Origin of the sequence: Streptomyces canarius, from assembly GCF_014650735.1 — a bacterium.
In the GTDB taxonomy this organism is placed as follows: Bacteria; Actinomycetota; Actinomycetes; order Streptomycetales; family Streptomycetaceae; genus Streptomyces; species Streptomyces olivaceoviridis.
Genome location: NZ_BMVN01000040.1, coordinates 31,689 through 56,869 on the forward strand (window position 1 = coordinate 31,689; position 25,181 = coordinate 56,869).

Consider the following 25,181-nt stretch of genomic DNA (forward strand, 5'->3'; position numbering starts at 1 on the left):
TCACGAATGGAGGAACGGTGACTCGTCCCGTCGCTGTGATCACCGGCGCGACCTCCGGGCTCGGCCGGATCGCCGCCCTGGAGCTCGCCCGCCGCGGCTACGACCTCGGCATCGTGGCGCGGTCCCCGGGCAGGGCCGAAGCCCTGCTCGCCGAACTGGGGGAAGCGACCGGCGGTGCCGCGCGGGCCGACGTCTTCCTCGCGGACCTCGGGGTCGTCGCACAGGCCCGCCGGGCGGGCCGGGAGATCGCCGCGCGGTACGCGCGGCTGGACGTACTGGTCAACAACGCGGGCCTGCACGCGTTCTCCCAGCGCGTCACGGCCGAGGGGCTGGCGGAGATGACCGCCGTCAACTACCTCGGCCCGTTCGCCCTGACCCAGGCGCTGACGGACACGCTCCTGGCGTCCGCTCCGGCGCGGATCGTGAACGTCGCCTCCGAGGCCGCCCGGCGGGCCGGAAGCATCGCACCGGCCACGGACCTGCGGGACACCGCCCCCTACACGCGGCGCGAGTCGATGGCCCTGTACGGCCGGACCAAGCTCATGACCATCATGTGGACCGGGGAACCGGCCCGGCGCCTGGACGCCACGAAGGTCACGGTGAACTGCTGCGACCCGGGCTTCAACGCCACCGGTCTCGGCCGCGACCTTCCCGGCTCCGCCGCGCTCCGGCGCGTCCTGGACGTCCTCAAGGTCGGCGACCCGCGCAGGGGCGCGGGGATCATCGTCCGCCTGGCGACCGACCCGGCGTTCGCGCACACCACCGGCGGTTACTTCTCCGTACGCGACGCCAAGCCGTTGCGGTGCCCCGAGCCCGGCCGTGATGAGGACGTCCAACGGCGACTGTGGACGGAGACGGAGTCGTTGCTCGCCGGGACGGGTGCCGCGTAGCCCCTGTCACCCTGCGCGCTGCCCGTGCCGGGGCCAGGAGGAGCGGCCCTCGGTGGCGTGGTACTCGACGGTGGCGGGCTCGTGCGGCCGGGGGCCGTCGTCGCCCAGCAGGTGGACAGGAACTCGCCGACACCGTCGAGTGCCACCCCGTCCGGCAGCGGCCCCGGGGCGCCCAGGGTGATCCGGGCGTCGTAGCTGTGCAGGGCGATCGCGTAGAGCACCGCGGGTCCACGGCGACTGCGACCCGGCCCACCACGTCCAGCAGCCGCGGTCCGGACTCGGCCGTGGCGGTGGGCCCCGCGGCGACGGTGCCGGCCCGGGCGCGACGCCCCACGCCGAGGTGCTGCGCCAGATCGAACAGCGTCCAGTCGGGGCAGGTCGGCACCCGCACGTCGGGGCCGGGCGCGGCGGCGACCGCGGCGCGGAACGCGCGACCGTTCGTCGATCAGCCGCAGCAGCCCGGGGAACTCGAAGGTGTTCTCCACTCCGGGTGTCTCTCACCGTGCCCCGGCGACAGGACAGCGCATCTCGCACCCGGCGCGGGCCGTCAACCGGCGGCCGGACTCTTCGGGAGCCAGGCCGCGAAGACCTCCGGAAGGCGGTCGAGGTCCTCGGCCGTGACCGTGACGAGACGCAGGCCGTGGTGGCGGGCCAGCTCCCGCTTGCGCGCGACCTTCGCCGCGTACGCCTCCCTCGTCAGCAGACCCAGCGCCTCGACGTACGTGCCGTCCGCCAGGCGCCAGTCCGCCCGCAGACCGGTCGTGTTGAGTTCCGGGTGGCGCGGATAGGCGGGCTCCGGCTCGTGGGCCACGCCCCAGTGGTGAAGGAAGTCGTCCACGTGCCGTTCGAACAGGGAACGGCACAGGTGCCCGTCCGTCGCCCTGGTCGCCGTACCCATCGACGTACGGACCCCGTCCGTGAGGAGCCCCGCGTGCCCCAGCCACTCCGTCCAGGTGCGGGCCGGGCGCGCAGGCCGCGCGCTCAGCAGCGTGGAGGCGGGGCGCGGCACCAGGAAACGGCAGAGCATCGCCTCGTCGACCAGGCCGGGGTTGTCGAAGGGGACGCCGATGCGGTCGAGCTGGGCGAGGGACGGCGGCCCGGAGATCTCGATCCGAGCGAGCCGGCGCAGCGCGTACACGACCGCCTCCGTCCACGCGCCGTCCTCGCCGGTGTCCCGCAGCACCCCGTTCCTCGCCAGGGCACAGCAGCCGTGGCAGTAGAAGAGCCCCGGGCGCGCCGACTGGGCGGAGCGCCCGCAGAGCCGGCACGGCCCGCGCCCCGCCAGGTCCACGGGGGCCCCGAACAGCGACTCCAGGGCGCGCCGGTAGTACGGGTTCTGCGCCGCGTCGTCGGCGAGCGGCGGCAGCGGGCTCCCGGCCGTCGCCGTGGCCGTCCCGCCGCCGGGCCTCGTGTCGAGCCAGCGGCGGTGGGGCTCCGGGACCAGCCGCTGCACTGCGGCCGTCACCCGGGCGGAGCGGCTGACCGGGCTGATCGCGCCCGGTGCGAACGCGGCCCGGAGGTTGTGCCGCTCCACCTCCTCGGGCGGCGCGCCCCAGGTCACCAGCAGTGGCCGCACGCCGTGCCGGCGCAGCAGCACCGTCAGCGCCTCGGCGAGCGGCGCCGCGTACACGGTGAGCGTCCCCGAGTCCGGGTCGAACCAGCCGGCTTCGGGGAGCGCGTCCCGCGACACCCCCGGCTTCGCGAGCCGGATCGACCACGTGCCCCGGCCCACGACGACCACCGCGTCCGGGAAACCGCCGAGAGCGGCCGGGTCCTCGGGCGCGTCCACGTCCACCCCGTGCGCGCGCAGCGCGTCGAGCGCCTCGGCGCGCAGTCGCTCGTCGACGAGGGTGAGGGGGCCGTCCGGCTCGTGGTACTGCCCGACCTCCACCCCGGACTCGTCCAGCACGAGGACGCGGGTGCGGTGGAAGACGGAACGGGTGACGGCACGCAGGCCGCGGAAGCCGTGCGCCGTGTTCCGGTACGTCTCCCAGACCTCCAGGAGCGGCCGTGCCTCGGCGTCCCGGCGCCGCCGCGCGCGGTCCCGCTCGGTCTCCCGCCCCCAGGCCCCGCCGGCGGCCCGGTGGCTCAGACCGGCCCGCAGCCGGATGGCGAGCCGCTCGGCCAGCGCCCGGCGCAGGCCCCGCTCGACACCGGCCGGAGTCTCCTGCTCCGCGTCCTCCCGGTCCGCGTCCCGGTCCGCTTTGTGTTCCGCGTTGTGTTCCGCCAGGTACGCGTCCACGAGAGCGCGTACGGTCTGACGCTCGGGCAGCACGAGCCGTACCGAACCGACCGCGTACCCGAAGGCCTTCTGCTCCGCCCACGACACCGGCTCGTGGCGGCTGGGCTCCCAGTGCTCGTCGGACTCGTCGGACTCGAACTCGTCCTCGTCGAAACGGCCGTCGCTCTCCAGGTCGTGGAGCTCGATCCATCCGTGACAGCCGACGGGCGTGCCGGTCTCCTCGGTGAGCCTGCGGATGCTCTCACTGGTGACGTCCAGCGCGCTGCTGTAGAGGTAGCCCAGGTGCCGGTCGAGAACGGACCCGCCGTGCTCGGGCGGGGCGGCGACCGAGACGGCACGCGTGTCGTAGTCGTTGTCGGGCCGGGGGACGAGACTGACGCGCACCGGTATGGCAGCGGCGGACCCCGCTGTGCCGGGTGCCGGCCTGACGTTCTCCTTCCGCAGCAGGCGCAGGACGAACGCGCGCAGGGCGGGGACGGAGTCGCCGAAGACCGCGAACCCCGGGGTGTGGTCCTTGGCCGGGTCGCCCGGGATCATGAGCAGACCGGCGTCGGGGGCGTACTGGATCACGTCTCGGCTCGACATGGCCGGATTATGCCAGAGGTATATGCACAGCCACTGGGGACCACCGTTGTCAGTGGCGGCTCCTATCGTGGAGGGGTCGCTGCTTGAACTCAGCACACGGGGGAGACATGTCCGAGACCAGCGTTGTCATGCCGGGGCACGCGCCGCATCCGGCGATCGTCCATGAACCGACCCGCCGCGTCCTGGCTCCGGGGGAGCGGCTGGACGGCCATGGTCTGGTCGGCTTCCGTCCGCTCACCGAGCCGTCGCTGCTGACGGTCCGTGACCATGTGACCGTGCTGGGCGGCGACCCGGCGGAGCTCGATCCGGACCTCGCCGGACTGCTGCTGATCGGCCGTCTGATCGTGGAGGGCGACGAGGACGGCGAGGAGGTCGTCCTCGACGCTGTCACCGGGCGCGTCTTCAGCATGTGGCTCCACGCCAGGTCGCCGGGCGGCGCGGAGCTGTTCCCGCTGGCTCCGTCGGTCGGCGCGCTGGCCCGCTTCCTGGCGGCGGTGGACGAGTTCCGGGGGCTGCGCGGCAGGTTCGCCGGCCTCGCCGGGAGGACGGGTCCTGACGCGGTGAGGGACGCGGAGCACGTGCTGACCTCGGTGTTCGCCGAGGAGGAGTGGGGTGAGGACGGCTGGGGTCCGGCCGGTCCGCGGTCCGGCTGGGACCGGCCGATACCGGCGTTCTGGAGGATCGCCGCGGTGATACGCCCGCTCGGTCTGATCGCCGGTCCCGGGCGGGGGCTGGCCCTGGAACTGCCGGAAGGCCTGCTGGACGAGGTGTTCGGCGCCGAGGGGATGGTGCGGCTCACCGACGACCAGGTGCCGCCGGCCCTCGGCCACGCTCCGACCCGCCGCTTCCTGAGCGAAGCGGGTCTGCCCCGCGACGGCTTCATGTTCTACGGCCCCCGGCCGAACCGCTGGTCACGCTCCCGGAGGACCGGGCCGAGTCGCAGAGCAACCCCCGGCACGCCCACCTGTGGGACGGCGGTGAACAACTGCCGCCGGACGCGGAGCACCTGGTGGTGCTCGGCGGGCTGGTCCACGACTTCGACCTGTTGGTCGACGGCCGCACCGGTGCCCTCTTCCACACCGAGCTCGGCGCCGACCACGTCGTCCCGGTCAACGCCGACGTCTCCACCCTCGCCTTCACGCTCTGGCTGCACCAGCGGGAACAGGCCCTGGACAAGGAGCACGGGTTCACCCAGGACTTCCACCACCGGCTCGCCGACACCATGATCGAGGTGCTGGCCTCGGTCGACCCCGTCGCCTGTGCCCCCGCCGCGGCCCCGGACGACTACCGGTACTGGCCGGAGGTCTTCCACGACGAGGCGGGAGGCGTCCTCTGACGGCAGGCGTCCCGGTCCCGTTCCGGGAGGGGTGTTCGGGCCCCGGCCGCGCACCGGGCAGCATGTCGGCTCCCGGGTGCCGCACCTACAGCGCCCGGGCCACGAGCAGGGCCACGTCGTCGTGGTCGTCGGGGTGCCGCAGGCCGTGCAGCAGCAGGTCGCAGGTCTCCTCCAGGGGCCGCTCGGGCGCGTCGAGGAAGCCGAGCAGGGTGTTCAACCGGTCGTCGATCGAGTGCTGCCGGGTCTCGACGAGGCCGTCGGTGTAGAGCACCAGCAGGTCGCCGGGCCCCAGCACGGCCGTGGTGGTCTCGAACCGGATGCCGCCGACGCCGAGCGGGGCGCCGGAGGGCAGGTCGAGCAGCCTCGGGTCCTCGCCGGTGCGGGCCAGCGCGGGCGGCATGTGCCCCGCGTTGGCCATGCGGCACTGTCGCGTGTGCGGGTCGAACACGGCGTAGAGACACGTCACGATGTAGTGCTCCAGATCGCAGGTGATCTTGTCCAGATGCTGGAGCACCTCGTCCGGCTCCAGGTCCAGGTCCGCGTAGGCGCAGGTGGCGGTGCGCAGCCGGCCCATCGTGGCGGCGGCGTCGATGCCGTTGCCCATGACGTCCCCGACGACCAGGGCGGTCTTGTCGCCGGTGAGGGGGATGACGTCGTACCAGTCGCCGCCCACCTCGCTGGTGGCCTGCGCCGGCTGGTAGCGGGAGGCCACGAGCAGGCCGGTGTGGTGCGGCGGATGGTCGGGGAGCAGACTGCGCTGGAGGGTCAGGGCGGTGTTGCGCACGCTCTGGTACCAGCGGGCGTTGTCGATGGCCACGGCGGCACGGCTCGCCAGCTCGCCGGCCAGGACGACGTCGTCGTCGTCGAACGGGGCCGGGGTGCGGGTGCGTTTGAGGTCGAGGGCGCCCAGCACCTCGCCGTGGGCGATCAGCGGCACGGCGAGGTACGAGTGGACACCGGAGCGCGCGAGCAGCGCGGCGGCCTCCGCGTCCCGGGCGATCCGCCGCAGATCGCGTTCGCCGACGTGCCGCACCAGGACCGGCCGGCCGGTGTGCACGCACAGCGTGACCAGCCGGTCCCCGTCGTAGGAGGCGAGGTCACCGGGGGCGTCGGCCGCGCGCAGCGCCACGGTGGGGTGGGTCGCCCTCAGGGCGAGGGCGCGGAACAGCTCCGGGCCGCCCGCCGGCTCGCGCACGCGGCGGCAGGCCAGGGCGGAGTCGAGTACGTCCACGGCGACCACGTCGGCGAGTTCGCGGCTGGCGATCTCGGCCAGCTCGGCGGCGGTCTGCTCCACCTCCAGGCTGGTGCCGACGCGGGTGGAGGCGTGGGCGATCAGGGCCAGCCGGCGCCGGGCCCGGTCCGCCTCGGCCGCCGCGCGGTGCCGTTCGGTGACGTCGACGACCGATATGGCGGCGCCGAGCACCCGCCCGCTCGGGTCCTCCAGGCGGTAGAAGGACAGGGACCAGGCGTGCTCGTGCTCGGGGTCGGAGCGGGGCCGGCCCACGTGGTACTGGTCGAGCAGCGGGGTGCCGGTGGTGAGCACCTGACGCAGCGCGGACTCGACGGTGTCGACGTCGGGGAAGGGCAGGGTCTCCCGCAGCCGGCGGCCGAGGTGGTCCTCGGCGGGGATGCCGTCGATCCGCTCCAGCGCCGGGTTGACCAGCAGATACCGCAGATCGGGATCCAGGAGGGCGAGACCGATCGGGGACTGGTTGATCAGCCGCTCGCACAGGGCGAGATCGGTCTCGACGCGCTGGAGCAGGCTGTGGTCGGCGGCGAGCCCGAGGGCGTAGACGTCCCCGAGGTCGTCGAGCAGCCGCATGTTGCGGAACTCCATCAGGCGCGTGCTGCCGTCCTTGTACCGGATGGGGAACGCTCCGGCCCAGCTCCGGCCCGTCGCCATGACGTCCGCGAACAGCTTGACGACCGCTTGCAGGTGCTCGGGGTGGATGATCAGGCGGGCCGCCTGTCTGCCGAGTGCCTCGTCCGCGGAGTAGCCGAACAACTCCTCGGCCTGCGGGGTCCAGAACACGATGCGCCCGTCGGTGTCGAGGACCAGCGCGGCCACGCTGAGCACGTCCAGCAGGCTGGTCCGCCGGGGCGGCTCGGCGTCGTTCGGATCATCGTCGGTCGGGAAGGATTCGGCTGTCATCCCTGAGCCTCCTGTACCGGCAGGCGACGCCCGGACCGGGCCCCGGTTCCGGCCGGACCCGGTTCCTTCCATGCTCCCTCCGGTCCTGCGCGGGAGCGACACAGCCCCGTGATGCCCCGGCCACCGCCGGCGAACCCCGGCCGGGGCCCCGCCCCGCCCTCCGGACCGTGCGCATCGACCAGACAAGCAGGACCATAGTCATGTAAAGGACGGAACCCATGAATCCTGTGCGAAACGGCTCCGATCCCCCCAAGCACGCCGACGCGTGCGACCTCTTCGACGCGTCCTCCGACGCGGTCGCCGTGCTCTCCGGCCGCGGCATCGTGCTCGGCTGGACCCGGGGCGCCGAGGAGCTGTTCGGCTATCCGGCGGCGGAGGCCGTCGGCCGGTCCGCCGCGCGCCTGGCGGCCATGCCGGTGGACCTCGTGCGCATCGTCGGCATCGCCGAACGCTGCCGGGCCGGCAGGGGATGGAGCGGCCTCGTCCCCGTACAGCACCGCGACGGCCACCGGATGGAGGTCGACCTCCGGGTGTCCGCCGTCTTCCGCATCCACGGCGAAGAGTGCTTCCTGCTCTCGGCGCGCGAGCGGCGGCAGCGGTGGTCCGTGGGCGAGTCGGTCCTCGACGGGTTCCTGACCCGCTCGCCGGTCGGCATGGCGGTGGTGGACCGGCAGCTGCGCTACGTGTGGCTGAACGACACCCTCGAACGCCTGGGCGGCGTGCCCCGCGAACAGCGGCTGGGGCGCCGGCTCAGCGAGCTGCTGCCCGGGCTCCAGACCGAGACCCTCGAAGGGCTGATGCGGAAGGTCGTGGAGACCGGGGTCCCGGTCACCGACTACGAGTACGTGGGATGGAGCTGGTCCGACCCCCACCGCCAGCACGCCTACTCCACCTCCTTCTTCCCCCTCGTGGACGCGGACGAGTCGGTCACGGGCGTCTGCTCCATGGTCATGGACGTCACCGAGCGGTGGAACGCCCGCCAGTTGCTGTCGCTGGTCAACGAGGCCGGCACCAGCATCGGCAGGACGCTGGACGTGCTGCGCACGGCCCAGGAGCTGGCCGACTTCGCGGTGCCCCGCCTCGCGGACTTCGTCGTCGTCGACCTCCTGGAACCCGTCCTCAGCACGGCGGGACACGGGGCGTGGCTGACCGACGCGGGACCGGCGTCGGCGCGGCCGGTGTTGCGCCGCGCCGGGATGAGCTCGGTGCGCGAGGGCTGCCCGGAGGCCGTGGCGCGGATCGGCGACCGGGTGGACTTCCTCCCTCCGCCGCGCGACCCCGGCATGCTCGTCAGGGGTGAGCCCACGTTCGTCCCGGTGCTCGACCCGGCCGACGACCTCTGGATCACGGAGCAGCCGGGCCGGGCCGGCAGCAACAGGGAGTTCGGACTGCACTCCCTGATCTCCGTGCCGATGCGGGCCCGGAACACCGTCCTCGGCCTCACCACGTTCGTACGCTCGGTCAACCCCGTCTCGTTCCAGCCCGACGACGTCCTGGTGGCCCAGGAACTGGTGGCGCGGGCGGCGTTGTGCGTCGACAACGCCCGCCGCTACAGCCGGGAGCACGCGGCGGCCGTCACGCTCCAGCGCAGTCTGCTGCCCCACACCCTGAGCGGCGGCACCGCGCTGGAGGTGGCCTCGCACTACCTGCCCGCGGACCCGGCCGGCGGAGTCGGTGGCGACTGGTTCGACGTGATCCCGCTGTCCGGCGCCCGGGTGGGACTCGTGGTCGGCGACGTCGTCGGCCACGGCATCACCGCCGCGGCGGGCATGGGCCGGCTGCGCACCGCCGTACAGACCCTCGCGGACATGGAGCTGCCGCCCGACGACCTGCTGGCCCATCTCGACGACCTCGTGCTCCGGCTCAGCGAGGAGGAGACCGGCGACGGGGAGGCCGACGAGGGCGCGAGCGCGTTCCTCGGGGCGACCTGCCTGTACGCCGTCTACGACCCCGTCACCCGGCGGTGCGCGATGGCCCGGGCCGGCCATCCGCCGCCCGTGCTCGTCACACCGGACGGACGCGTCGACTTCCCCACCCCGCCCGCCGGTCCGCCGCTCGGGCTGGGCGGGTTCGGATTCGAGACCGGCGAGATCGAACTGCCCCCGGACAGCGTCTTCGGCCTCTACACCGACGGACTGGTCGAGGCGGCCGACCGCGACATCGAGGTGGGCATGGCCCGGCTCGGCGAGGCCCTGGCCCGGCCCGGCACCGACCTGGACACCCTGTGCCGGACCACCGTCCAGCGCTTCGCTCCCGGTCCCCAGTCCGACGACATCGCCCTGCTCCTGGCCCGTACACACGCGGTACGGCCCGACCAGGTGGCCTCGTGGGACGTCCCGGCGGACCCGGCCGCGGTAGCCGACGTCCGGACCCGCGCCGCCCGCCAGGTGGAGGCATGGGGCTTCGGGGACCTGGCCATGACGACGGAACTGATCGTCAGCGAGCTGGTCACCAACGCGATCCGCTACGCGGTCCCGCCGATCCGGCTGCGCCTCCTCCGTGACGCCCGTCTGACCTGCGAGGTCGCCGACGGCAGCAGCACCGCCCCCCGGCTGCGGCACGCCCGCAGCACGGACGAGGGCGGCCGGGGGCTGTTCCTGGTGGCCCAACTGGTCCATCGCTGGGGAGCCCGGTACACACCCGACGGAAAGATCATCTGGGCGGAGCAGGAAATTCCGTGAGCAGGGCGGCTACGACGGCGTGCCGGGGCGTACCGGCGGGCGGGTGGTGAGTGCCCGGCCCAGCGCGAGCGTGCTGAGGCCGAACATGAGGACGCCCAGGGGGACGTGGAGCGACGGGACGTGCGCGATGCCCAGGACGACCTGCGCGGAGGCGAGGACGAGGAAGCCGGAGGCGTGCAGGACGGGACGGGGCGATCCGCCGCCCGGCCGCCAGGCCAGGACCGCCGCGAGCACGTACAGCATCGACGCGCCGTACATCACGCGGGCACCGGCGCCGTGCAGCGTCTCGCCGTAGGAGGAGGACAGCAGCAGTCCGGCGGTGGCCGCCTGGAAGAAGAGGGCCAGGGTCTGGAGGGCGGTCGCGAGCTTCAGGAGTGCGTGGCCGTAGTGTTCCGCCGTCGTCCGTGCGGTCATGGTGGGTCCCCCTCGTATGCGTGGTGTGCCGCGTGATGTGCGGAACAGGTGGTGTCCCGGTGGCGGCCCGGCGTGCTCAGCGCAGGGTGAGCATCGTCCCGGACGCGATGCGGGTCAGCTTCTCCGGGTTGCGGACGTAGTAGAGGCCGGTGATGCGGGCGTCCTCGACGCGGACGGCCATGACGCCGTCGAGCTCGCCGTCTAGGCGTACGACCAGCGCCGGGCCGCCGTTGACCACGGCGGGGTCGCAGGTGATCGTGCCCCGGTTCCGGTGGGAGCCGCCGAAGTAGAAGCGCTGCACGTTCTCGGCGCCGACGATCGGCCGCAGCGCGGCCCGCTTGAGACCACCGCCGTCGCTCACGAGGACGATCTGCGGGGCGAGCACGTCGAGGAGGTCCTGCGGGTTCCCGGTTTCCAGCGCCCGCCGGAACGACTCCAGGGCCGCCCGGGTGGCGCCCGGCGGCACCACCGTGCTGGGGCGGCCGGCCTCGACGTGCCGACGGGCGCGGTGGGCGATCTGGTGGACGGCGGCAGTGCTCTTGCCGAGGGCCTCGGCGATCTCGGCGTAGTCGACGTCGAACACCTCGCGCAGCACGAACACCGCCCGCTCGGTGGGCGAGAGCCGGTCGAGGACGACCATCATCGCCATCGACAGGCTCTCGGCCAGTTCGACGTCCTCGGCCACGTCCGGCGCGGTGAGCATCGGCTCGGGCAGCCACTGGCCGACGTACGCCTCCCTGCGGCGCTTCAGCGCGCGCAGCCGGTCGAGCGCCTGCCGGGTCGTGATCCTCACCAGGTAGGCGCGCCGGTCGCGCACCTGCGCCAGATCGACCTCGACCCAGCGCAGCCAGGTCTCCTGGAGGACGTCCTCGGCGTCGGCGGCCGAGCCGAGCATCTCGTACGCGACGGTGAACAGCAGGTTCCGGTACTCGACGAACGCCTCGGTCGCCGGTTCGCCGGCGTGATCGCCCATGTCTCGCCCCTCTTCTCGCTGGCCTTGACATCAAGACACCTGAGAAGCGCGGGTTCTGACAGTTTGTGAGGCGGATCACATAATGGCGTCAGGGCAGGATGGAGTCCACGTAGCCGCCGTCGACCCGCAGCGCGCCTCCCGTGGTGGCGGAGGCGTGGGGCGAGCTGAGGTAGACGACCATGTTCGCGATCTCCTCGGGCTCGATGAGCCGCTGGATCAGGGACTGCGGCCGGTACGTGAGCATGAACTCGCGCTGCGCCTCGTCCCAGCTCAGCTCGTCCCCGACGAGTTGCCGGACGAAGTCCTCGACGCCGCCGGTGTGCGTGGGCCCGGCGATCACGGAGTTGACGGTGACACCGCTTCCGGCGGCCTCCTTGGCGAAACCGCGGCTGACCGCGAGGAGCGATGTCTTCGTCATGCCGTAGTGGATCATCTCCGCCGGGATCACCACGGCGGAGTCGCTCGCGACGTTCACGATGCGGCCCCAGCCCCGGTCCCGCATGCCGGGCAGGCAGGCGCGGATCAGCCGGACCGCGGACAGCACGTTGACCTCGAAGTAGCGGACCCACTCGGCGTCCTCGATCTCCAGCGGCGGGGTGGCGCCGAAGATCCCGAGGTTGTTGACGAGGATGTCGATCTCGGGCACGGCGTCGAGCACGGCCCGGGCGCCGTCCGCGGTCGCCAGATCGCCGGCCGCGCCCACGACGTCGGCCGCGCCGGCCTCGGCACGGACCTCCTGCACGGCCTTCTCGACGGTCTCGCCGCGACGGCCGTTGACGACCACCCGCGCGCCGGCGCGGGCGAGGCCGACGGCGATGGCCTGGCCGATGCCCTGGGTGGAGCCGGTGACCAGCGCGGTCCGGCCCGTCAGGTCGATGTGCATGGGAAACCTCCTCGGATGCGGGGCGGGACGGTACGGCGCTCAGTTGAAGGTGTCGGGGTCCGGACCGGTCCGCAGGCCCCGGTCCAGGGCGGCCAGGCTCCGCAGGTCCTCGTCGGTCAGCTCGAAGCCGAAGACGTCCAGGTTCTGCCGGACGCGCTCGGGCGTCACCGACTTGGGGATCACGATGTTGCCGATCTGGAGGTGCCAGCGCAGCACGACCTGCGCGGGGCTCACGCCGTACTGCGCGGCGAGGTCCGCCACCGCCTGGTCGCCGAGGACCGCACCCTGCGCGAGCGGGCTCCACGCCTCCGTGGCGATGCCGTGCCGCTCGTGGAAGGCGCGCAGTTCCTCCTGCTGGAGGCCGGGGTGCAGCTCGACCTGGTTGACCGCGGGCGTGACGCCGGTGTCCTCCATCAGCCGCTCCAGGTGGGCCACCTGGAAGTTGGAGACGCCGATCGCACGGGCGCGGCCCTCGCCGAGGATCTTCTCGAAGGCCCGCCAGGTGTCGAGGTACAGGTCGCGGGCCGGGGCGGGCCAGTGGATGAGGTACAGGTCGACGTAGTCGAGACCGAGCTTGTCGAGGGAGGCGTCGAAGGCCGCGAGGGTCGCGTCGTGGCCCTGGTCCTCGTTCCACAGCTTGGTGGTGACGAACAGCTCGTCGCGCGCGACGCCGGACTCCGCGATGGCCCGGCCGACGCCACGCTCATTGCCGTAGATCGCGGCCGTGTCGATGCTGCGGTACCCGGCCTCCAGCGCGGTCGCGACCGCGGCGGTGGTCTCGTCGTCGGGGACCTGGAAGACACCGAAGCCGAGCTGCGGCATCTCGATGCCGTTGTTCAGCGTGACGTTCGGGATCGAGGTCATGGCAGTGCCGTCCTTCCGGAAGTGCGCCGCTCGCCGGGTGCGGGGGGCGTCCCGTCTGGGTACCCCTCGTCGCGTCCTCGAGAGCGACCGTTGTCATTTCCAGGCGTGGGCATTCATGCGCACACGCCTTACGGTCGTCGACAATAGTTGCGGACGCGGTATACATGCAAGCGCAAGCGGCCCCGGGGGTGGCGTGTCTACCTGGATTCCACCCGTCCGAACGCGTCCGGGCCGGTGGTCAGCGCCTCCTGGGCGTCCCGCCACGCGCTGTCGCCCGGCCTGAACGCGCTGCGCAGGTAGGCGGAGGTGAGCCGGGCGAGCGCGGCGACCCGTCCGGGGTGCTCGTCCGTCGTCTCGGCGGCGTCGTACCCGGCGATCCCGCCGAGGCCGTGCTCCGCGTCGAACAGGGTGAGCAGGGTCTTGGGGGCCGGGGCGAGGTGGTACGGGTCGGCGTGCCAGGCCGGTCCCATGTCCGTGAAGTGCCGCGAGTCGTCCCTGTCGCCGGCGACGACCAGCGCGGGCGTGGTCATGGTGGAGAAGTCGAGGGTCCTGAAGACCGGCGCCCGTTCGGCCATCGCCCCGTTCAGGACGTCACCGCCCCGGCCGGGGGCCGCCAGCAGTACGCCCTGCTTGATCCGGGGCTCGAGGAGGCGCACCTCGCCACCGTCGTCGGGGTCGGTGAGCCGGGCGCCCAGCAGGAGGCTCGCGGTGAAGCCGCCGAGCGAGTGTCCGGCCACGGCGACGCTGTCGTGGTCCAGGCGCCCGGCGAGCCCCGGTACGGCGTTCTCGATCACGTCGAGGCGGTCGAGGACGTGGGTCATGTCCTCGGCGCGGGAACGCCAGAAGAGGGGCGCTCCGGGCGCGTCGGCGAGCAGGTGGGCGAGCGTCCTGGAGCTGAGGTGGGTGGGCTGGACGACGGCGAAGCCGGAAGCGGCCCAGGGGTGGGCGAGCGGCGCGTAACCGTTGAGGGAGGACAGGTGGTGCGAATTGCCGTGTCCGTGGGAGAGCAGGACGACGGGCAGGTCGGTCCCGGTGGCCGGCGCGGTGACGCGTACCTGGAGGTCGACGGGGCGTCCGGGCAGGGGCAGCACCACCGGGCCGTACGAGAGCACGGGGGTCGGCGGGGTGGCGGTGGGGGCGGAGTCGGGTGTGCTCATGAGCGCGGCCTTCCTCGGGGTCCGGCATCGGCCGGACGTGAAACGGAACGTTGTTCCGCTTGCGGGCACGGTTACGATACGGAACGCCGTTCCGCTTCACAAGCGCATGCGGAACATTGCTCCGCTTACTGGCGGCGAGAGGCAAGGAGACAGTGCGGTGTCCATTTCAGGGCAGACCGGACCGGCGCCGGCCCCGGGGAGGCGGGCCGACGCGGTGCGCAACCAGCAGAAGCTGCTGGCCGCCGCCGCCGAGGTGTTCGTGACCTCCGGCGTCGACGCGCCGATCCGCGAGATCGCGGCCAAGGCGGGCGTGGGGATGGGGACGATCTACCGGCACTTCCCGACCCGGGCCGATCTCGTCGTCGCCGTCTTCCGCCACCAGGTCGAGGAGTGCGCCGACGCGGGCCCGCGCCTGCTGGCCGACGCCGACTCGCCGCTCGCGGCGCTGCGTGAGTGGATCGACCTCTTCATCGACTTCCTGGTCACCAAGCACGGACTCGCCGCCACACCGCAACCGGACAGCAGCGGCTTCTCCGCGCTCCACGCCTACTTCCTCGACCGCCTGCTGCCCGTCGCCGAGCGACTGCTCGACGCGGCGGTCGAAGCGGGCGAGATCCGGCCCGGCACACAGCCGTACGAACTGATGCGCGGCATCGGCAACCTCTGCTTCGGCGCCGGCGACGACCCCCGCTACGACCCCCGCCGCCTGGTCGCCCTGCTCCTCCAGGGACTCCGGCTCCCGCGGCCGTCCTGACGACGGGGTGCGGACGGGTCACCGGAGCCGGCGGACCCTGGCCGGGACGCCCGCCACGTCGCCGTTGCGGGCCGAGGCGCGGTCGGCTCCCGGCCCGGCGGGCGTAATCGCGCCGATCTCCGCCCCGGGCCTGGGGGCGGTCAGGTCGCCGAGGTGCGGTTCCGGGTCCTCCGGGACGCGTTCGGCCTACGTCCTGTCGTCGAACTCCCGTCGTCCGCCCGGGCGGCGGCCCGCGCGGCGTCAGGTGCGTGCTCTGGGGGTCCCCCCGGCCGAAGGCTGGGGGAGTGCCGGGCCCCGGCCCTCGTAACGGACTTGGGCCGGGGCCCGGTGCGGCGAGTGGGGGCACCTCCCACGCCGTCGAGGCAGTGGGGGAGCGTGCAGGGCGTCGCGCGACAGACGGGAGTTCGACGACAGGGCCTCGCGGGCGGCCACCGCCGGCGGCAACCGGGAGAAGCAGTGGACCAGCCGGCTCCTGCTGGTCGCTGTGCGGGCCCGGATGCCGTCGAGCGTCGCCCCGGCGGCACCCCGCTCGCGGATCTCCTCGGCCGCGCCCTCCACGCTTCGGCGCCGGGTGGCCATGTGACGCGGGTGCTCTCGATGCGGAGCCGGAACCCGCGGTCGCGGCGGCCACCGGCCGACGTGATCCGGGACCGGGCCGTCCGCACGCCACGCCGCGAACCGATCGCATGCCACCCGCGAACCGACCGCATCGCCTCCGCGGGCACCGGCGCCCACCGCCCCGGGCAGGTCCACGCCGGCGCCTGCGGCGTGGACCTGCCCGGCGGCCTGCTGACCGCGACCGGCCGGGTGAGCGGCGACGTCCCGGTCACCGAACCGAACCTCGCCGTACCCGAGGTCCGTCAGGCGACCGCCGCCCGTCCGCCGTCCCCGTCCCCGTGCCCGTTCTCGTGGTGGATCGGCGTGTTCCCGCCGGTCAGCGGCACCCCCGTGCCGCCCCGCCGCGCGGCGACGATCTCCGCCGTGATGGACAGGGCGGTCTCCTCCGGTGTGCGGGCGCCGAGGTCGAGTCCGATCGGTGAGCGGAGCCGGGACAGCTCCCGTTCGGTGAGGCCCTCCGCCCGCAGACGCCGGTCGCGGTCCTCGTGGGTGCGGCGCGAACCCATCGCCCCGACGAACGCGACCGGCATCCGCAGGGCCACCTTCAGCAGCGGTATGTCGAACTTCGCGTCGTGGGTGAGCACGCACAGGACCGTACGGGCGTCGGTCGCGGTGCGCCGCAGGTAGCGGTGCGGCCAGTCGACGACGACCTCGTCGGCGTCCGGGAACCGGTCCGGCGTGGCGAAGACGGGGCGGGCGTCACAGACGGTGACGTGGTAGCCGAGGAACTTGCCGGCCCGGGCCAGCGCCGACGCGAAGTCCACCGCGCCGAAGACGATCATGCGCGGGGGCGGCACGTTCGACTCGACCAGCAGCGTCACGCCGCCAGGGCAGTGCGAGCCGTCCGCCGACAGCTCCACCGTGCCGGTGCGGCCCGCCTCCAGCAGCGCGCGGGCCTCGGCCGCCGCCACCCGGTCCAGCTCCGGGTGGCCGCCGAGACCGCCCTCCACCGTGCCGTCGGACCCGACCACCAGGGCCCGGCCGAGGAGTTCGGCGGGGCCCCGGGCGACCCGGGCGAGGGCCGCCGGTTCGCCCCGCGCGGCGGCCGACAGCGCCGGCCCCAGGACGGTCCTCACGGGGGTCTCGCCGGTCACCGGCGTGACCAGGACGTCGAGCGTCCCGCCGCAGGTCAGTCCCACGGCGAAGGCGTCCTCGTCGCTGTACCCGAACCGTTCGACCACGCTCCGGCCGGTCCGCAGCGCCTCGCGGCACAGGTCATAGACCGCGCCCTCCACGCAGCCGCCGGAGACCGAGCCGATGACCGTGCCCGCGCTGTCGACGGCGAGGGCCGCGCCGGGACCGCGCGGCGCGCTGCCGCCGACCGCCACCACGGTGGCGACGGCGAACTCCCGGCCCTCCTCGGTCCAGCGGCGCAGCTCCTCGGCCAGATCAAGCATCCGGCGCTCCCGCGGCGGCCGACAGGATCCGGTCGGGCCGGATGGGCAGGGCACGGTGGCGCACGCCGGTCGCGTGCCAGACCGCGTTGGCGATCGCCGCCGCGGCGCCGACGATGCCGACCTCTCCGATGCCCTTGATGCCGACCGGGTCGTCCGGGTCCGTGTCGTCGATCCAGTCCGCCTCGACGCGGGGCACGTCGGCGTGGGTGGCCACGTGGTAGCCGGCGAGGTCGGCGCCGACGTGGCCGCCCGAGGCGCGGTCCCGGACGGCCTCCTCGTGCAGGGCCATGGAGATGCCCCAGATCATGCCGCCCCGTAGCTGGTTGCGGGCGGTGAGGGGGTTGACGATCCGGCCCGCCGCGAAGACGCCGAGCATGCGCCGCACCCGCACCTCACCGGTGCCGGCGTCCACGGCGACCTCGGCGAACTGCGCGCCGAAGGAGTGCCGTTCGGCGGGCGGCAGGGCCGCGATGGCCTCGGCGGTGTTCGTGCGGACGGTGATGCCCTCCGGCGGGATGTCGGCGCCGAGGGCCAGCCGTTCGCGCAGCTCACCGGCCGCGGCCCGGACCGCCCAGGACCAGGAACGGGTGCCCATGGAGCCGCCGGCGATCATCGCGGGGCCGAAGGCGCTGTCCCCGATGCGCATCCGGATCCGCTCCGGCGGCACCTGGAGGGCGTCCGCGGCGACCAGGGTGAGCGCGGTACGGGCGCCGGTGCCGATGTCGGCCGCGGAGATCCGCACGGTGAAGGTGCCGTCCGGGAGCGCGGTCGCGGCGGCGGTGGACGGCGCGGCGCCCGCCGGGAACGAGGCCGCGGCCGTACCGGTGCCGAGCAGCCAGCGCCCGTCGCGGCGCACCCCGGGGCGCGGGTCCCGGTCCGCCCAGCCGAACCGCCGGGCGCCCTCCCGGAAGCAGGCGGCCAGATTGCGGCCGGCGAACGGCAGGCCCGACACCGGGCCCTTGTCCGGTTCGTTGCGCAGGCGCAGCTCGACCGGGTCGACCCCGCACTTCTCGGCGAGTTCGTCGAGCGCCGCCTCCAGCGCGAACGACCCGGGTGCCTCGCCCGGAGCGCGCATGAACGTCGGGGTCGGCACGTCGAGCCGTACGAGGCGGTTGGCGGTGTGGTGGGCCTCGGCGTCGTACATCACCCGCGCCACCCCGGCGCTCGGTTCGACGAACTCGTACACCGTGGAGGTGGCGCTGACGGCGCTGTGCTCCAGCGCGCGCAGCCGTCCGTCGGTGTCGGCGCCGAGCCGGACGCGCTGGGTGGTGGGGCTGCGGTAGCCGGCCAGCGAGAACATCTGGCGCCGGGTGAGGACCACCCGCACGGGCCGTTGCAGGACGGTCGCGGCCATCACGGCGGCGACCTGGTGGGCGCGGACGCCCTTGCTGCCGAAGCCGCCGCCCACGTGCTCGGAACGCACCCGCACGGAGGCCGGGTCGAGCGAGAAGAGGTTCGCGAGTTCGCCGGCGACCCAGGTGACGCCCTGGTTGGAGTCGATCACCTCAAGCTGCCCGCCGTCCCAGCGGGCGGTCGCCGCGTGCGGCTCCATCGGGTTGTGGTGCTCTTCGGGGGTGGTGTACTCGGCGTCCACGACGACGGGCGAGGCGGCGAGGGCCGCGTCGAGGTCGCCCTTCTCCGTCACCGCCGGCATGTGGCCGTCCAGCGGGTACGCGTCCGGGTGCTCGCCGGTGAACTCGACGTCGTGCGGTTCCTGCTCGTAGTCCACGACGAGGGCCTCGGCGGCCTCCCGCGCCTGCTCGGAGGTCTCCGCGACGACCAGCGCCACCGGCCAGCCCCGGTGCGGCACCCGGTCGTGCTGGAAGACCGCGCAGGTCGGGTCGGGGCGCATGCCCATCAGACCGGTGTAGTCGGTCTCCAGGCGCAGGGCGTTGCGGTGGTCCAGCACGCCCAGGACGCCCGGCATGGCGAGGACGGGCTCGGTGTCGAGGGCGCTGACGCGGCCCCGGGCGATCGTGGACAGCACCAGCCAGCCGTGGGCGAGGCCGGCGAAGGGCACCTCGCCCGCGTAGCGGGCCGCTCCGGTGACCTTGTCCCTGCCCTCGACACGGGTGTGGCCGGTGCCCACCGAGGGCGCCTGCGTGGGGGTTCCGGTGGTGACGGCGGTCATCGTGCGGTCTCCTCGGCGAGTTCGGTCAGGACGGCCACCACGAGGTTGCGGACGAGGTCCACCTTGTATCCGTTGTGCGGCAGCGGCCGGGCCGCCGCCAGCTCGGCGTCCGCCGCGGCGGCGTAGGTCTCGGCGGTGGCGGGTGCGCCGGTCAGGACCCGCTCGGCCGCGACGGCCCGCCACGGGCGGGAGGCCACGGCGCCGAGGGCCAGGCGCGCGTCCTGGACGACGCCGTCACGGACGTCGAGCGCGGCGGCGAGGGAGCCGATGGCGAAGGCGTACGAGGCGCGCTCGCGGACCTTGCGGTAGCGGGAGCGGGCGGCGACCGGGGCGGGCGGCAGCGTGACGCCGGTGATCAGCGCGCCCGGCGGCAGGGCGGTCTCCCGGTGCGGGGTGTCCCCGACGGGCAGGTAGAAGTCGGCGAGCGGCACCTGTCCGGGCCCGTCCGCCGTCTCGAACCGGACCACGGCGTCGAAGGCGGTCAGGGCCACGGCCATGTCCGAGGGGTGTACGGCCACGCAGTGGTCGGAGGCGCCGAGGATCGCGTGGTTGTGGTGCTCGCCCTGGACGGCGGGGCAACCGCTGCCGGGCACCCGCTTGTTGCAGGGCTGGGTGACGTCGGTGAAGTAGCCGCAGCGGGTGCGCTGGAGCAGGTTCCCGCCGACCGTGGCCATGTTGCGCAGCTGGCCGGAGGCACCGGCCAGCACCGCCTGGGCGAGCGCCGGGTAGCGGCGGCGGACCTCGGGGTGGGCGGCCAGGTCGCCGTTGGTGACGGTGGCGCCGATGCGCAGGCCGCCCTCCGGCGTGGTCTCGATCTCGTCCAGCGGGAGTTCGCGGATGTCGACGAGCCGTGCGGGCCGTTCGACACCCGTCTTCATCAGGTCGACGAGATTGGTGCCGCCACCGAGGTAGCGGGTGTCCGGATCGGCGCCGAGCAGGGCGACGGCCCCGGCGACGTCGTGCGCACGCTGGTAGTCGAACTCCCTCATGCCACGGCCTCCTCGGCGCCCGTCGCGGAGTGCGCGTGGCCCTCGTCGGGCCGGGCCCCGGCCGCGCGGGCCACCGCGTCGACGATCGAGACGTACGCGGCGCAACGGCACAGGTTTCCGCTCATCCGCTCGCGGATCTCCTCGGCGGTCAGGGGTGGTGGCCCGGCTTCGGGGCGGACGTCCTCGGTGACGGCGCTCGGCCAGCCCGCCGCGTGTTCCTCGATCATCCCGATCGCCGAGCAGATCTGGCCCGGTGTGCAGTAGCCGCACTGGAAGCCGTCCAGGTCGAGGAACGCCTGCTGCACGGGGTGGAGACGGTCGCCGTCGGCCACGCCTTCGATGGTGGTGATCTCCCGGCCCTCGGCCGCCACGGCCAGTTGCAGGCAGGCGACGGACCGGCGCCCGTCCAGCAGGACCGTGCAGGCCCCGCACTGCCCCTGGTCGCAGCCCTTCTTGGTGCCGGTGAGATCGAGCCGCTCGCGCAGGGCGTCGAGCAGGGTGGTGCGGTGGTCGACGGGCAGTGTGTACTTCTCGCCGTTGATCTTCAAGGTGATGACACTGGACGTCGATGAGGCCATGGGCTGCTTCTTTCGCATTTCCAGGACAGACGGGGGACCGGCGGCCGGGGGTGGGCGGCGCGGGGGGTGCGTCGTGCGGTGTGTGCCGCGAGGGGCGGGTGCGAAGCTGCGGTGCGAAGGTGCGGAGTGCCGGGGGCTGGGACCCCGGTGAGGGCGACTGACGACTGCCGCAGGGCCGCCTCAGCCGCTATGGTGAACGTAAACGGATAACTGTCCGCTCACAGGAAACGTAACGGACACTTGTCCGCTTAGCAAGGGCGAGGTTCGGCCACGCCTTGAGGAGGACGAGTGCCGCAGCAGAAGGACTCACCCCGGCGCTCGGACGCACAGCGCAACCGCGAGCGCATCCTGGAGGTGGCGCTCACCGAGCTGTCGCGCTGCGCCGACGCCCCGCTGAGCGTGATCGCCAAGAAGGCCGGTGTCGGGCAGGGCACCTTCTACCGCAACTTCCCCAACCGCGAATCACTCGTCCTGGAGATCTACCGCCATGAGATGAGGCAGGTCGCGGAGAGCGCGGAACACCTGCTCGCCGACCGGGCACCCGACGAGGCCCTGCGCGCCTGGATGGACCGGCTCGCCGAGTTCGCCATGGCCAAGGCCGGGCTGGCCGACGCGATACGCCAGGTCACCGGCGCGCCGGGCGGCCCCGCCAAGCCGTCCCCCACCCCGGTGGCCCACGCGGCCGAAATCCTGCTCCGCGCCAACGAGGAAGCGGGCACCATCCGGTCCGGAGTCACCGCGGACGACTTCTTCCTCGCCATAGCGGGCCTGTGGCAACTCGACCCCCACGACGACTGGCAACCCCGCGCCGCCCGCCTCCTCGACCTGGTCATGGACGGCTTGCGCAGCGGGGCGCGTGGGGGATGAGGCACGCGCGCGGTCACCGGAGGAAGCGCCCGCTGAACGAGCGCCGCCGCACCGCGGGCGGGGTGCCGCGCGGGCGAGCCCCGCGGCCCCGGGAGCACGGCGTCTTGCGGAGAGCGGCCGGCGCGGGGACACCCCGCGTGTACGGCACCGCGCCGCCGACGGCGCTCGCCCGGGAGGGGCGCCTCGCTGCCGGCGGCCGGTCGCCCAAGACGTTGTTCCACGCACGTGCCGGTGCTCTGTCGGCTCTGGTGGTTCTCGCCCTGTCCGGCTGCTCTTCCCACTGGGGCTGCACCGACACGACCGCGGAGCGCGGTGAGGCCGGTGTCAGGGTGCGGGTCGAGGACACGTCCGGGCGGCCTCTCGGCGTCATCGCCGAGGTCGTCGACTGGCGCCTTGAGCCCCACCCGCAGGTGCCCGACGAAGGAGACCAGGTCCACTTCCACTACCGCTTCGACGGCGCCGACGAGGGATCCGGCCCCGCGGTGGACGCCTGCGCGGTCGATGAGGAGCGCGTGGCGTTGGGGTGCCGGACGGTCCACTCGGCCGAGGCGTTCGGCCCGGACGGTGACCACACGGGCGACGACTGGCTCGCCGTCGAGCACCCTGAGCAGGTTGCCGGAGTCCTGTTGGTCCCCAACGACCAGTCCTACGACAGACGAACCTGCGAGCAGGACGTCAAGGACGGTGGCGGACCGCATCCTCCGGAACCGGCCGGCGTGGGGGACCGGCTGTAAGCCGCGGTGCCACCCGGCCGGTGCCGCCCCGCGCTCCCTCAGGCCGTCGCCTCGTCCAGGAGTTCCAGGACGTGTCGGTAGGGGCGGCCCGTGGCCCGGGTCATTCCCAGCTCGCAGGTGCGGTTGCAGGAGGCGTACGCGTCGTACGTGCCCGCGTTCAGCTCGGCGGCCTGGGCGGCGACGGCGGACGCGGTGATCTCCGGGTGCAGCAGACCCCGGTCCCCGGCGAATGCGCAGCAGCCCCAGCTGTCGGGCACGGTCACCTCGTCGCTCACCGCCGCGGCCACGGCGCGCAGGGCGGTCTCGATGCCGAGGTGCACCGTGGAGCAGGTGGGATGCAGGGCGAGGCTGCCCAGGCGCCGGGGTTCGGGCAGGGCGGGGAGCAGGTGCTCGGCGGCGAAGACGACGCTGTCGACGAAGCGCAGGGATGCGAAGCGGGCGCGGTCGGACTCCGGCAGCGCTTCGCGCAGTTGGTCCAGGCCGTGCGTGCAGGACGAGGCGTCGCACACCACAGGCAGCCGGCCGTGCCCGCTCGCCTCCCACAGCGCTTCCAGGGTGCGGGCGGCCATGGTGCGGTACCCGGCCGTGTAGCCCTTGGACTGCCAGGGGGTGCCGCAGCACAGCCCGTCCAGCCCGGCGGGGACGGCCACGGGAACCCCGGCCCGCGCGCACAGCCGCAGGAAGGCCCCGGCCGCGCCGGTCGCTCCGCCGGGGCTTCCCCCTGCGCCTTCCTCCGGTGCGAAGAGACTGCCGATGCACGCGGCGAAGAACACCGCGCGGGCCCTGGCCGGGTGGTGGGGCGCGGGGCGGGCGGGGCCGCCCCGGGGGATGTCGTCGGTCCAGGCCGGTACCAGCTCGCCCGCCCCGAGCCGTCGGAGCGCCCCGGTGGCGGAGCGCAGGACGGGGGAGGGGACGGCGTGGGCGGTGTCCAGGGCGGCGCGTACGGCCTTGACCGTGGTCCCCCAGTGCCGGGCCACCGTGTCTCCCGCGCGCTGCGCGACCGCACCGTGCCGGTCGGCGCGCAGGCGTTTCATCACCGCCCCGGTGTCGATGGTGACCGGGCACGCGGTGACGCAGAGGCTGTCGGCCGCGCAACTGTCGACGGCCGCGTAGCCGTAGTCCTCGGACAGCGCGCGCCGCCGTTCCTCGTCACCCGCCGCCGTGGCCAGCGCGATCTCGCGCCGCAGGGCGATGCGCTGCCGCGGTGTCGTGGTGGCGTCGGCGGTGGGGCACACCGGCTCGCAGTAGCCGCACTCGACGCACGCGTCGACGGCGGGGTCGACCTCCGGGATGCTCTTGAGGTTGCGCAGGTGCGCGCTCGCGTCGTCGTCCAGGAGCACACCCGGGTTGAGCACCCCGTGCGGGTCGCACAGCCGCTTCAGCTCACGCATGACGTCGTACAACTCGTCGCCGTACTGCCGGCGCACGAACGGCGCCATGGCCCGCCCGGTGCCGTGCTCGGCCTTCAGCGTGCCCCCGGCGTCCAGGACGAGGTCGACCATCGCGTCGGTGAGCCGGGCGTAGCGCTCGACCTCGGCGGCGGAGTCGAAGTCCTGGGTCAGCATGAAGTGGAGGTTGCCGTCGCGGGCGTGGCCGAAGATCACCGCGTCCTGGTAGCCGTACCGGTCGAAGAGCCCGGTCAGGCCCTCGCAGGTACGGGTCAGCCGGTCCATCGGCACCGCGATGTCCTCCAGCAGCGCGGTGGTGCCGGGACGGCGCGCGCCCGCGACGGCGGTGTACAGGCCCTTGCGCAGGTGCCAGAGCCGGGCCCGCGGGCGCGGGTCGCCCACCAGCACGGTGTCGCTCACCGTGGGCAGCCGGTCCAGGGCCGCCCGCGCGTCCGCCACCCGCTGCGCCAGCAGCCCCGGGTCCTCCTCGGCGAATTCCACCAGCAGGGCCGCGTGCCGCTCCACGCGCAGGCCGCGCACCTCGTCGACGGGGTCGGGGGACTGCTGGGCCACCCGGAGCGATGCCGCGTCGAGGAGTTCGGCGGTGCGGGCGCCGGCGGCGAGCAGCGCGGGCAGGGCGTCGGTGGCCTCGGCGAGACCGGGCAGCACCAGCAGACCGGTCGCGGTGTGCGGCAGCAGGGGGACGGTGCGGAAGACGGCCTCCCCGACGAAGCCGAGGGTGCCCTCGCTGCCGATCATCAGGTGGGCGAGGATGCCGGCCGGTTCGTCGTGGTCCAGGAACGAATTGAGGCCGTAGCCCATGGTGTTCTTCATCGAGAACAGCCGCTCGACGGTGGCGCGGGACCGGGCCGAGCCGCGCACGCGGTCGCGCAGCCGCAGCAGGCCCGCGTGCAGTTCGGGTTCGCGGGCGCGCAGCGCCTGGTCCGCGTCGGGGAGCGCGGTGTCGACCACCGTGCCGGAGGGCAGCACGAACTGGAGGGACTCCATGGTCCGGTAGGCGTTGTCCCGGGTGCCGCAGTTCATGCCGCTGGAGTTGTTGGCGACCAGGCCGCCGATGGTGCAGGCGGACTCGCTGGCCGGGTCGGGGCCGAGCCGGCGTCCGTACCGGGCGAGCCGCGCGTTCACCTGCCGCACGGTCAGCCCCGGCTGCACCCGGATGCGCAGCCCCTCGTCGAGGACCTCGGCGCCGCGCCACGCGCTGCGGACGTCCACGAGGATGCCGTCGCCGCCCGCCTGCCCCGCGAGGCTGGTGCCCCCCGAGCGCAGCGTGAGCGGCAGCCCGGCCGCGCGGGCACCGGCCATCAGGGCACCCACCTCGGCCGCCGACACGGCACGCACCACCGCGCGCGGGGTGAACAGGTACGGCGAGGCGTCGTGGGCGGCGGCGACCCTGCGGGGGACGTCGGTCGTGACCCTGGCCGGGTCGTCGACGCACGCGGACAGCAGCTCGGCCAGGCGGTCGGGCCGCTCCGACGCGTGCGCGGCGGAGGAGGGGGCGGCGGAGGGGCTCATGGGTCCTCGGGTGGG

18 protein-coding genes and 2 pseudogenes are annotated in these 25,181 nt (G+C 73.9%); 7 read left to right on the forward strand and 13 right to left on the reverse strand.

What is annotated here, in order from left to right; genetic code table 11:
* Positions 1–17 precede the first annotated feature (17 nt).
* Entirely contained in the window at positions 18–890 is an 873-nt protein-coding gene (locus IE294_RS36235; RefSeq protein WP_229917662.1) for an SDR family NAD(P)-dependent oxidoreductase, read from the forward strand.
* 42 nt (positions 891–932) lie between these two features.
* Here the strand turns inward: IE294_RS36235 and IE294_RS48105 are convergent.
* Positions 933–1,375, reverse strand: a pseudogene (locus IE294_RS48105) (maleylpyruvate isomerase N-terminal domain-containing protein); the annotation flags it as partial.
* A 62-nt stretch (positions 1,376–1,437) separates the two neighbouring features.
* Complete coding sequence (locus IE294_RS36240) at positions 1,438–3,717, reverse strand: hypothetical protein (RefSeq protein WP_189893301.1); 2,280 nt, start codon at positions 3,715–3,717, stop codon at positions 1,438–1,440.
* A 128-nt stretch (positions 3,718–3,845) separates the two neighbouring features.
* Here IE294_RS36240 and IE294_RS50310 point away from each other — a divergent pair.
* Both IE294_RS50310 and IE294_RS48115 read left to right on the forward strand, forming a co-directional pair.
* A pseudogene (locus IE294_RS50310) lies at positions 3,846–4,523 on the forward strand (SUKH-4 family immunity protein); the annotation flags it as partial.
* A 101-nt stretch (positions 4,524–4,624) separates the two neighbouring features.
* A complete protein-coding gene (locus IE294_RS48115) occupies positions 4,625–5,053 on the forward strand; it encodes an SUKH-4 family immunity protein (protein WP_373315909.1) in 429 nt (142 codons plus the stop codon).
* An 85-nt stretch (positions 5,054–5,138) separates the two neighbouring features.
* Here the strand turns inward: IE294_RS48115 and IE294_RS36250 are convergent, their stop codons facing one another.
* Positions 5,139–7,205 carry a SpoIIE family protein phosphatase gene (locus tag IE294_RS36250; RefSeq protein ID WP_189893303.1) on the reverse strand — a complete coding sequence of 689 codons (2,067 nt, stop codon included), beginning with the start codon at positions 7,203–7,205 and terminating at the stop codon, positions 5,139–5,141.
* 218 nt (positions 7,206–7,423) lie between these two features.
* Between IE294_RS36250 and IE294_RS36255 the strand changes: the two genes are divergently transcribed.
* Positions 7,424–9,886 (forward strand): SpoIIE family protein phosphatase, encoded by a 2,463-nt coding sequence (locus IE294_RS36255; RefSeq protein ID WP_189893305.1) that lies wholly within the window; start codon positions 7,424–7,426, stop codon positions 9,884–9,886.
* Positions 9,887–9,895: 9 nt separating this feature from the next.
* Here IE294_RS36255 and IE294_RS36260 read toward each other — a convergent pair whose 3' ends face one another.
* The 5 genes from IE294_RS36260 to IE294_RS36280 all read right to left on the reverse strand — a co-directional run bounded on the left by IE294_RS36260 (position 9,896) and on the right by IE294_RS36280 (position 14,177).
* A complete protein-coding gene (locus IE294_RS36260) occupies positions 9,896–10,300 on the reverse strand; it encodes a hypothetical protein (protein ID WP_189893307.1) in 405 nt (134 codons plus the stop codon).
* 76 nt (positions 10,301–10,376) lie between these two features.
* On the reverse strand, positions 10,377–11,273 hold the full coding sequence (locus IE294_RS36265) for an RNA polymerase sigma-70 factor (protein WP_189893308.1): 897 nt from the start codon (positions 11,271–11,273) through the stop codon (positions 10,377–10,379).
* Positions 11,274–11,361: 88 nt separating this feature from the next.
* Positions 11,362–12,156: an SDR family NAD(P)-dependent oxidoreductase gene (locus IE294_RS36270; RefSeq protein WP_189893310.1), complete on the reverse strand. Its 795-nt coding sequence runs from the start codon at positions 12,154–12,156 to the stop codon at positions 11,362–11,364.
* A gap of 39 nt (positions 12,157–12,195) precedes the next feature.
* Positions 12,196–13,020 (reverse strand): aldo/keto reductase, encoded by an 825-nt coding sequence (locus tag IE294_RS36275; protein ID WP_189893312.1) that lies wholly within the window; start codon positions 13,018–13,020, stop codon positions 12,196–12,198.
* A 197-nt stretch (positions 13,021–13,217) separates the two neighbouring features.
* Positions 13,218–14,177, reverse strand: a complete 960-nt coding sequence (locus tag IE294_RS36280; RefSeq protein ID WP_189893314.1) for an alpha/beta hydrolase family protein — start codon at positions 14,175–14,177, stop codon at positions 13,218–13,220.
* Positions 14,178–14,334: 157 nt separating this feature from the next.
* Here IE294_RS36280 and IE294_RS36285 point away from each other — a divergent pair, with 157 nt between their 5' ends.
* Positions 14,335–14,931, forward strand: a complete 597-nt coding sequence (locus IE294_RS36285; RefSeq protein ID WP_189893316.1) for a TetR/AcrR family transcriptional regulator — start codon at positions 14,335–14,337, stop codon at positions 14,929–14,931.
* An 860-nt stretch (positions 14,932–15,791) separates the two neighbouring features.
* Here IE294_RS36285 and IE294_RS36290 read toward each other — a convergent pair.
* The 4 genes from IE294_RS36290 to IE294_RS36305 are packed head-to-tail and all read right to left on the reverse strand — an operon-like array spanning position 15,792 to position 20,644.
* A complete protein-coding gene (locus IE294_RS36290) occupies positions 15,792–16,946 on the reverse strand; it encodes an XdhC family protein (RefSeq protein WP_189893318.1) in 1,155 nt (384 codons plus the stop codon).
* On the reverse strand, positions 16,939–19,077 hold the full coding sequence (locus IE294_RS36295) for a xanthine dehydrogenase family protein molybdopterin-binding subunit (protein ID WP_189893320.1): 2,139 nt from the start codon (positions 19,075–19,077) through the stop codon (positions 16,939–16,941). Before IE294_RS36295 ends, IE294_RS36290 begins: the two co-directional genes overlap by 8 nt.
* On the reverse strand, positions 19,074–20,066 hold the full coding sequence (locus IE294_RS36300; RefSeq protein ID WP_189893321.1) for an FAD binding domain-containing protein: 993 nt from the start codon (positions 20,064–20,066) through the stop codon (positions 19,074–19,076). The genes IE294_RS36295 and IE294_RS36300 overlap by 4 nt, the downstream gene beginning before the upstream one ends.
* Positions 20,063–20,644, reverse strand: a complete 582-nt coding sequence (locus IE294_RS36305; RefSeq protein WP_189893322.1) for a (2Fe-2S)-binding protein — start codon at positions 20,642–20,644, stop codon at positions 20,063–20,065. The genes IE294_RS36300 and IE294_RS36305 overlap by 4 nt, the downstream gene beginning before the upstream one ends.
* A 288-nt stretch (positions 20,645–20,932) precedes the next feature.
* Here IE294_RS36305 and IE294_RS36310 point away from each other — a divergent pair, with 288 nt between their 5' ends.
* Positions 20,933–21,511, forward strand: a complete 579-nt coding sequence (locus tag IE294_RS36310; RefSeq protein WP_189893323.1) for a TetR/AcrR family transcriptional regulator — start codon at positions 20,933–20,935, stop codon at positions 21,509–21,511.
* Positions 21,512–21,759: 248 nt separating this feature from the next.
* On the forward strand, positions 21,760–22,245 hold the full coding sequence (locus tag IE294_RS36315) for a hypothetical protein (protein WP_373315910.1): 486 nt from the start codon (positions 21,760–21,762) through the stop codon (positions 22,243–22,245).
* Positions 22,246–22,283: 38 nt separating this feature from the next.
* Here IE294_RS36315 and IE294_RS36320 read toward each other — a convergent pair whose 3' ends face one another.
* Positions 22,284–25,166, reverse strand: coding sequence for an FAD-binding and (Fe-S)-binding domain-containing protein (locus IE294_RS36320; protein WP_189893324.1), 2,883 nt, complete (start codon positions 25,164–25,166; stop codon positions 22,284–22,286).
* Between the last annotated feature and the right edge of the window lie 15 nt (positions 25,167–25,181).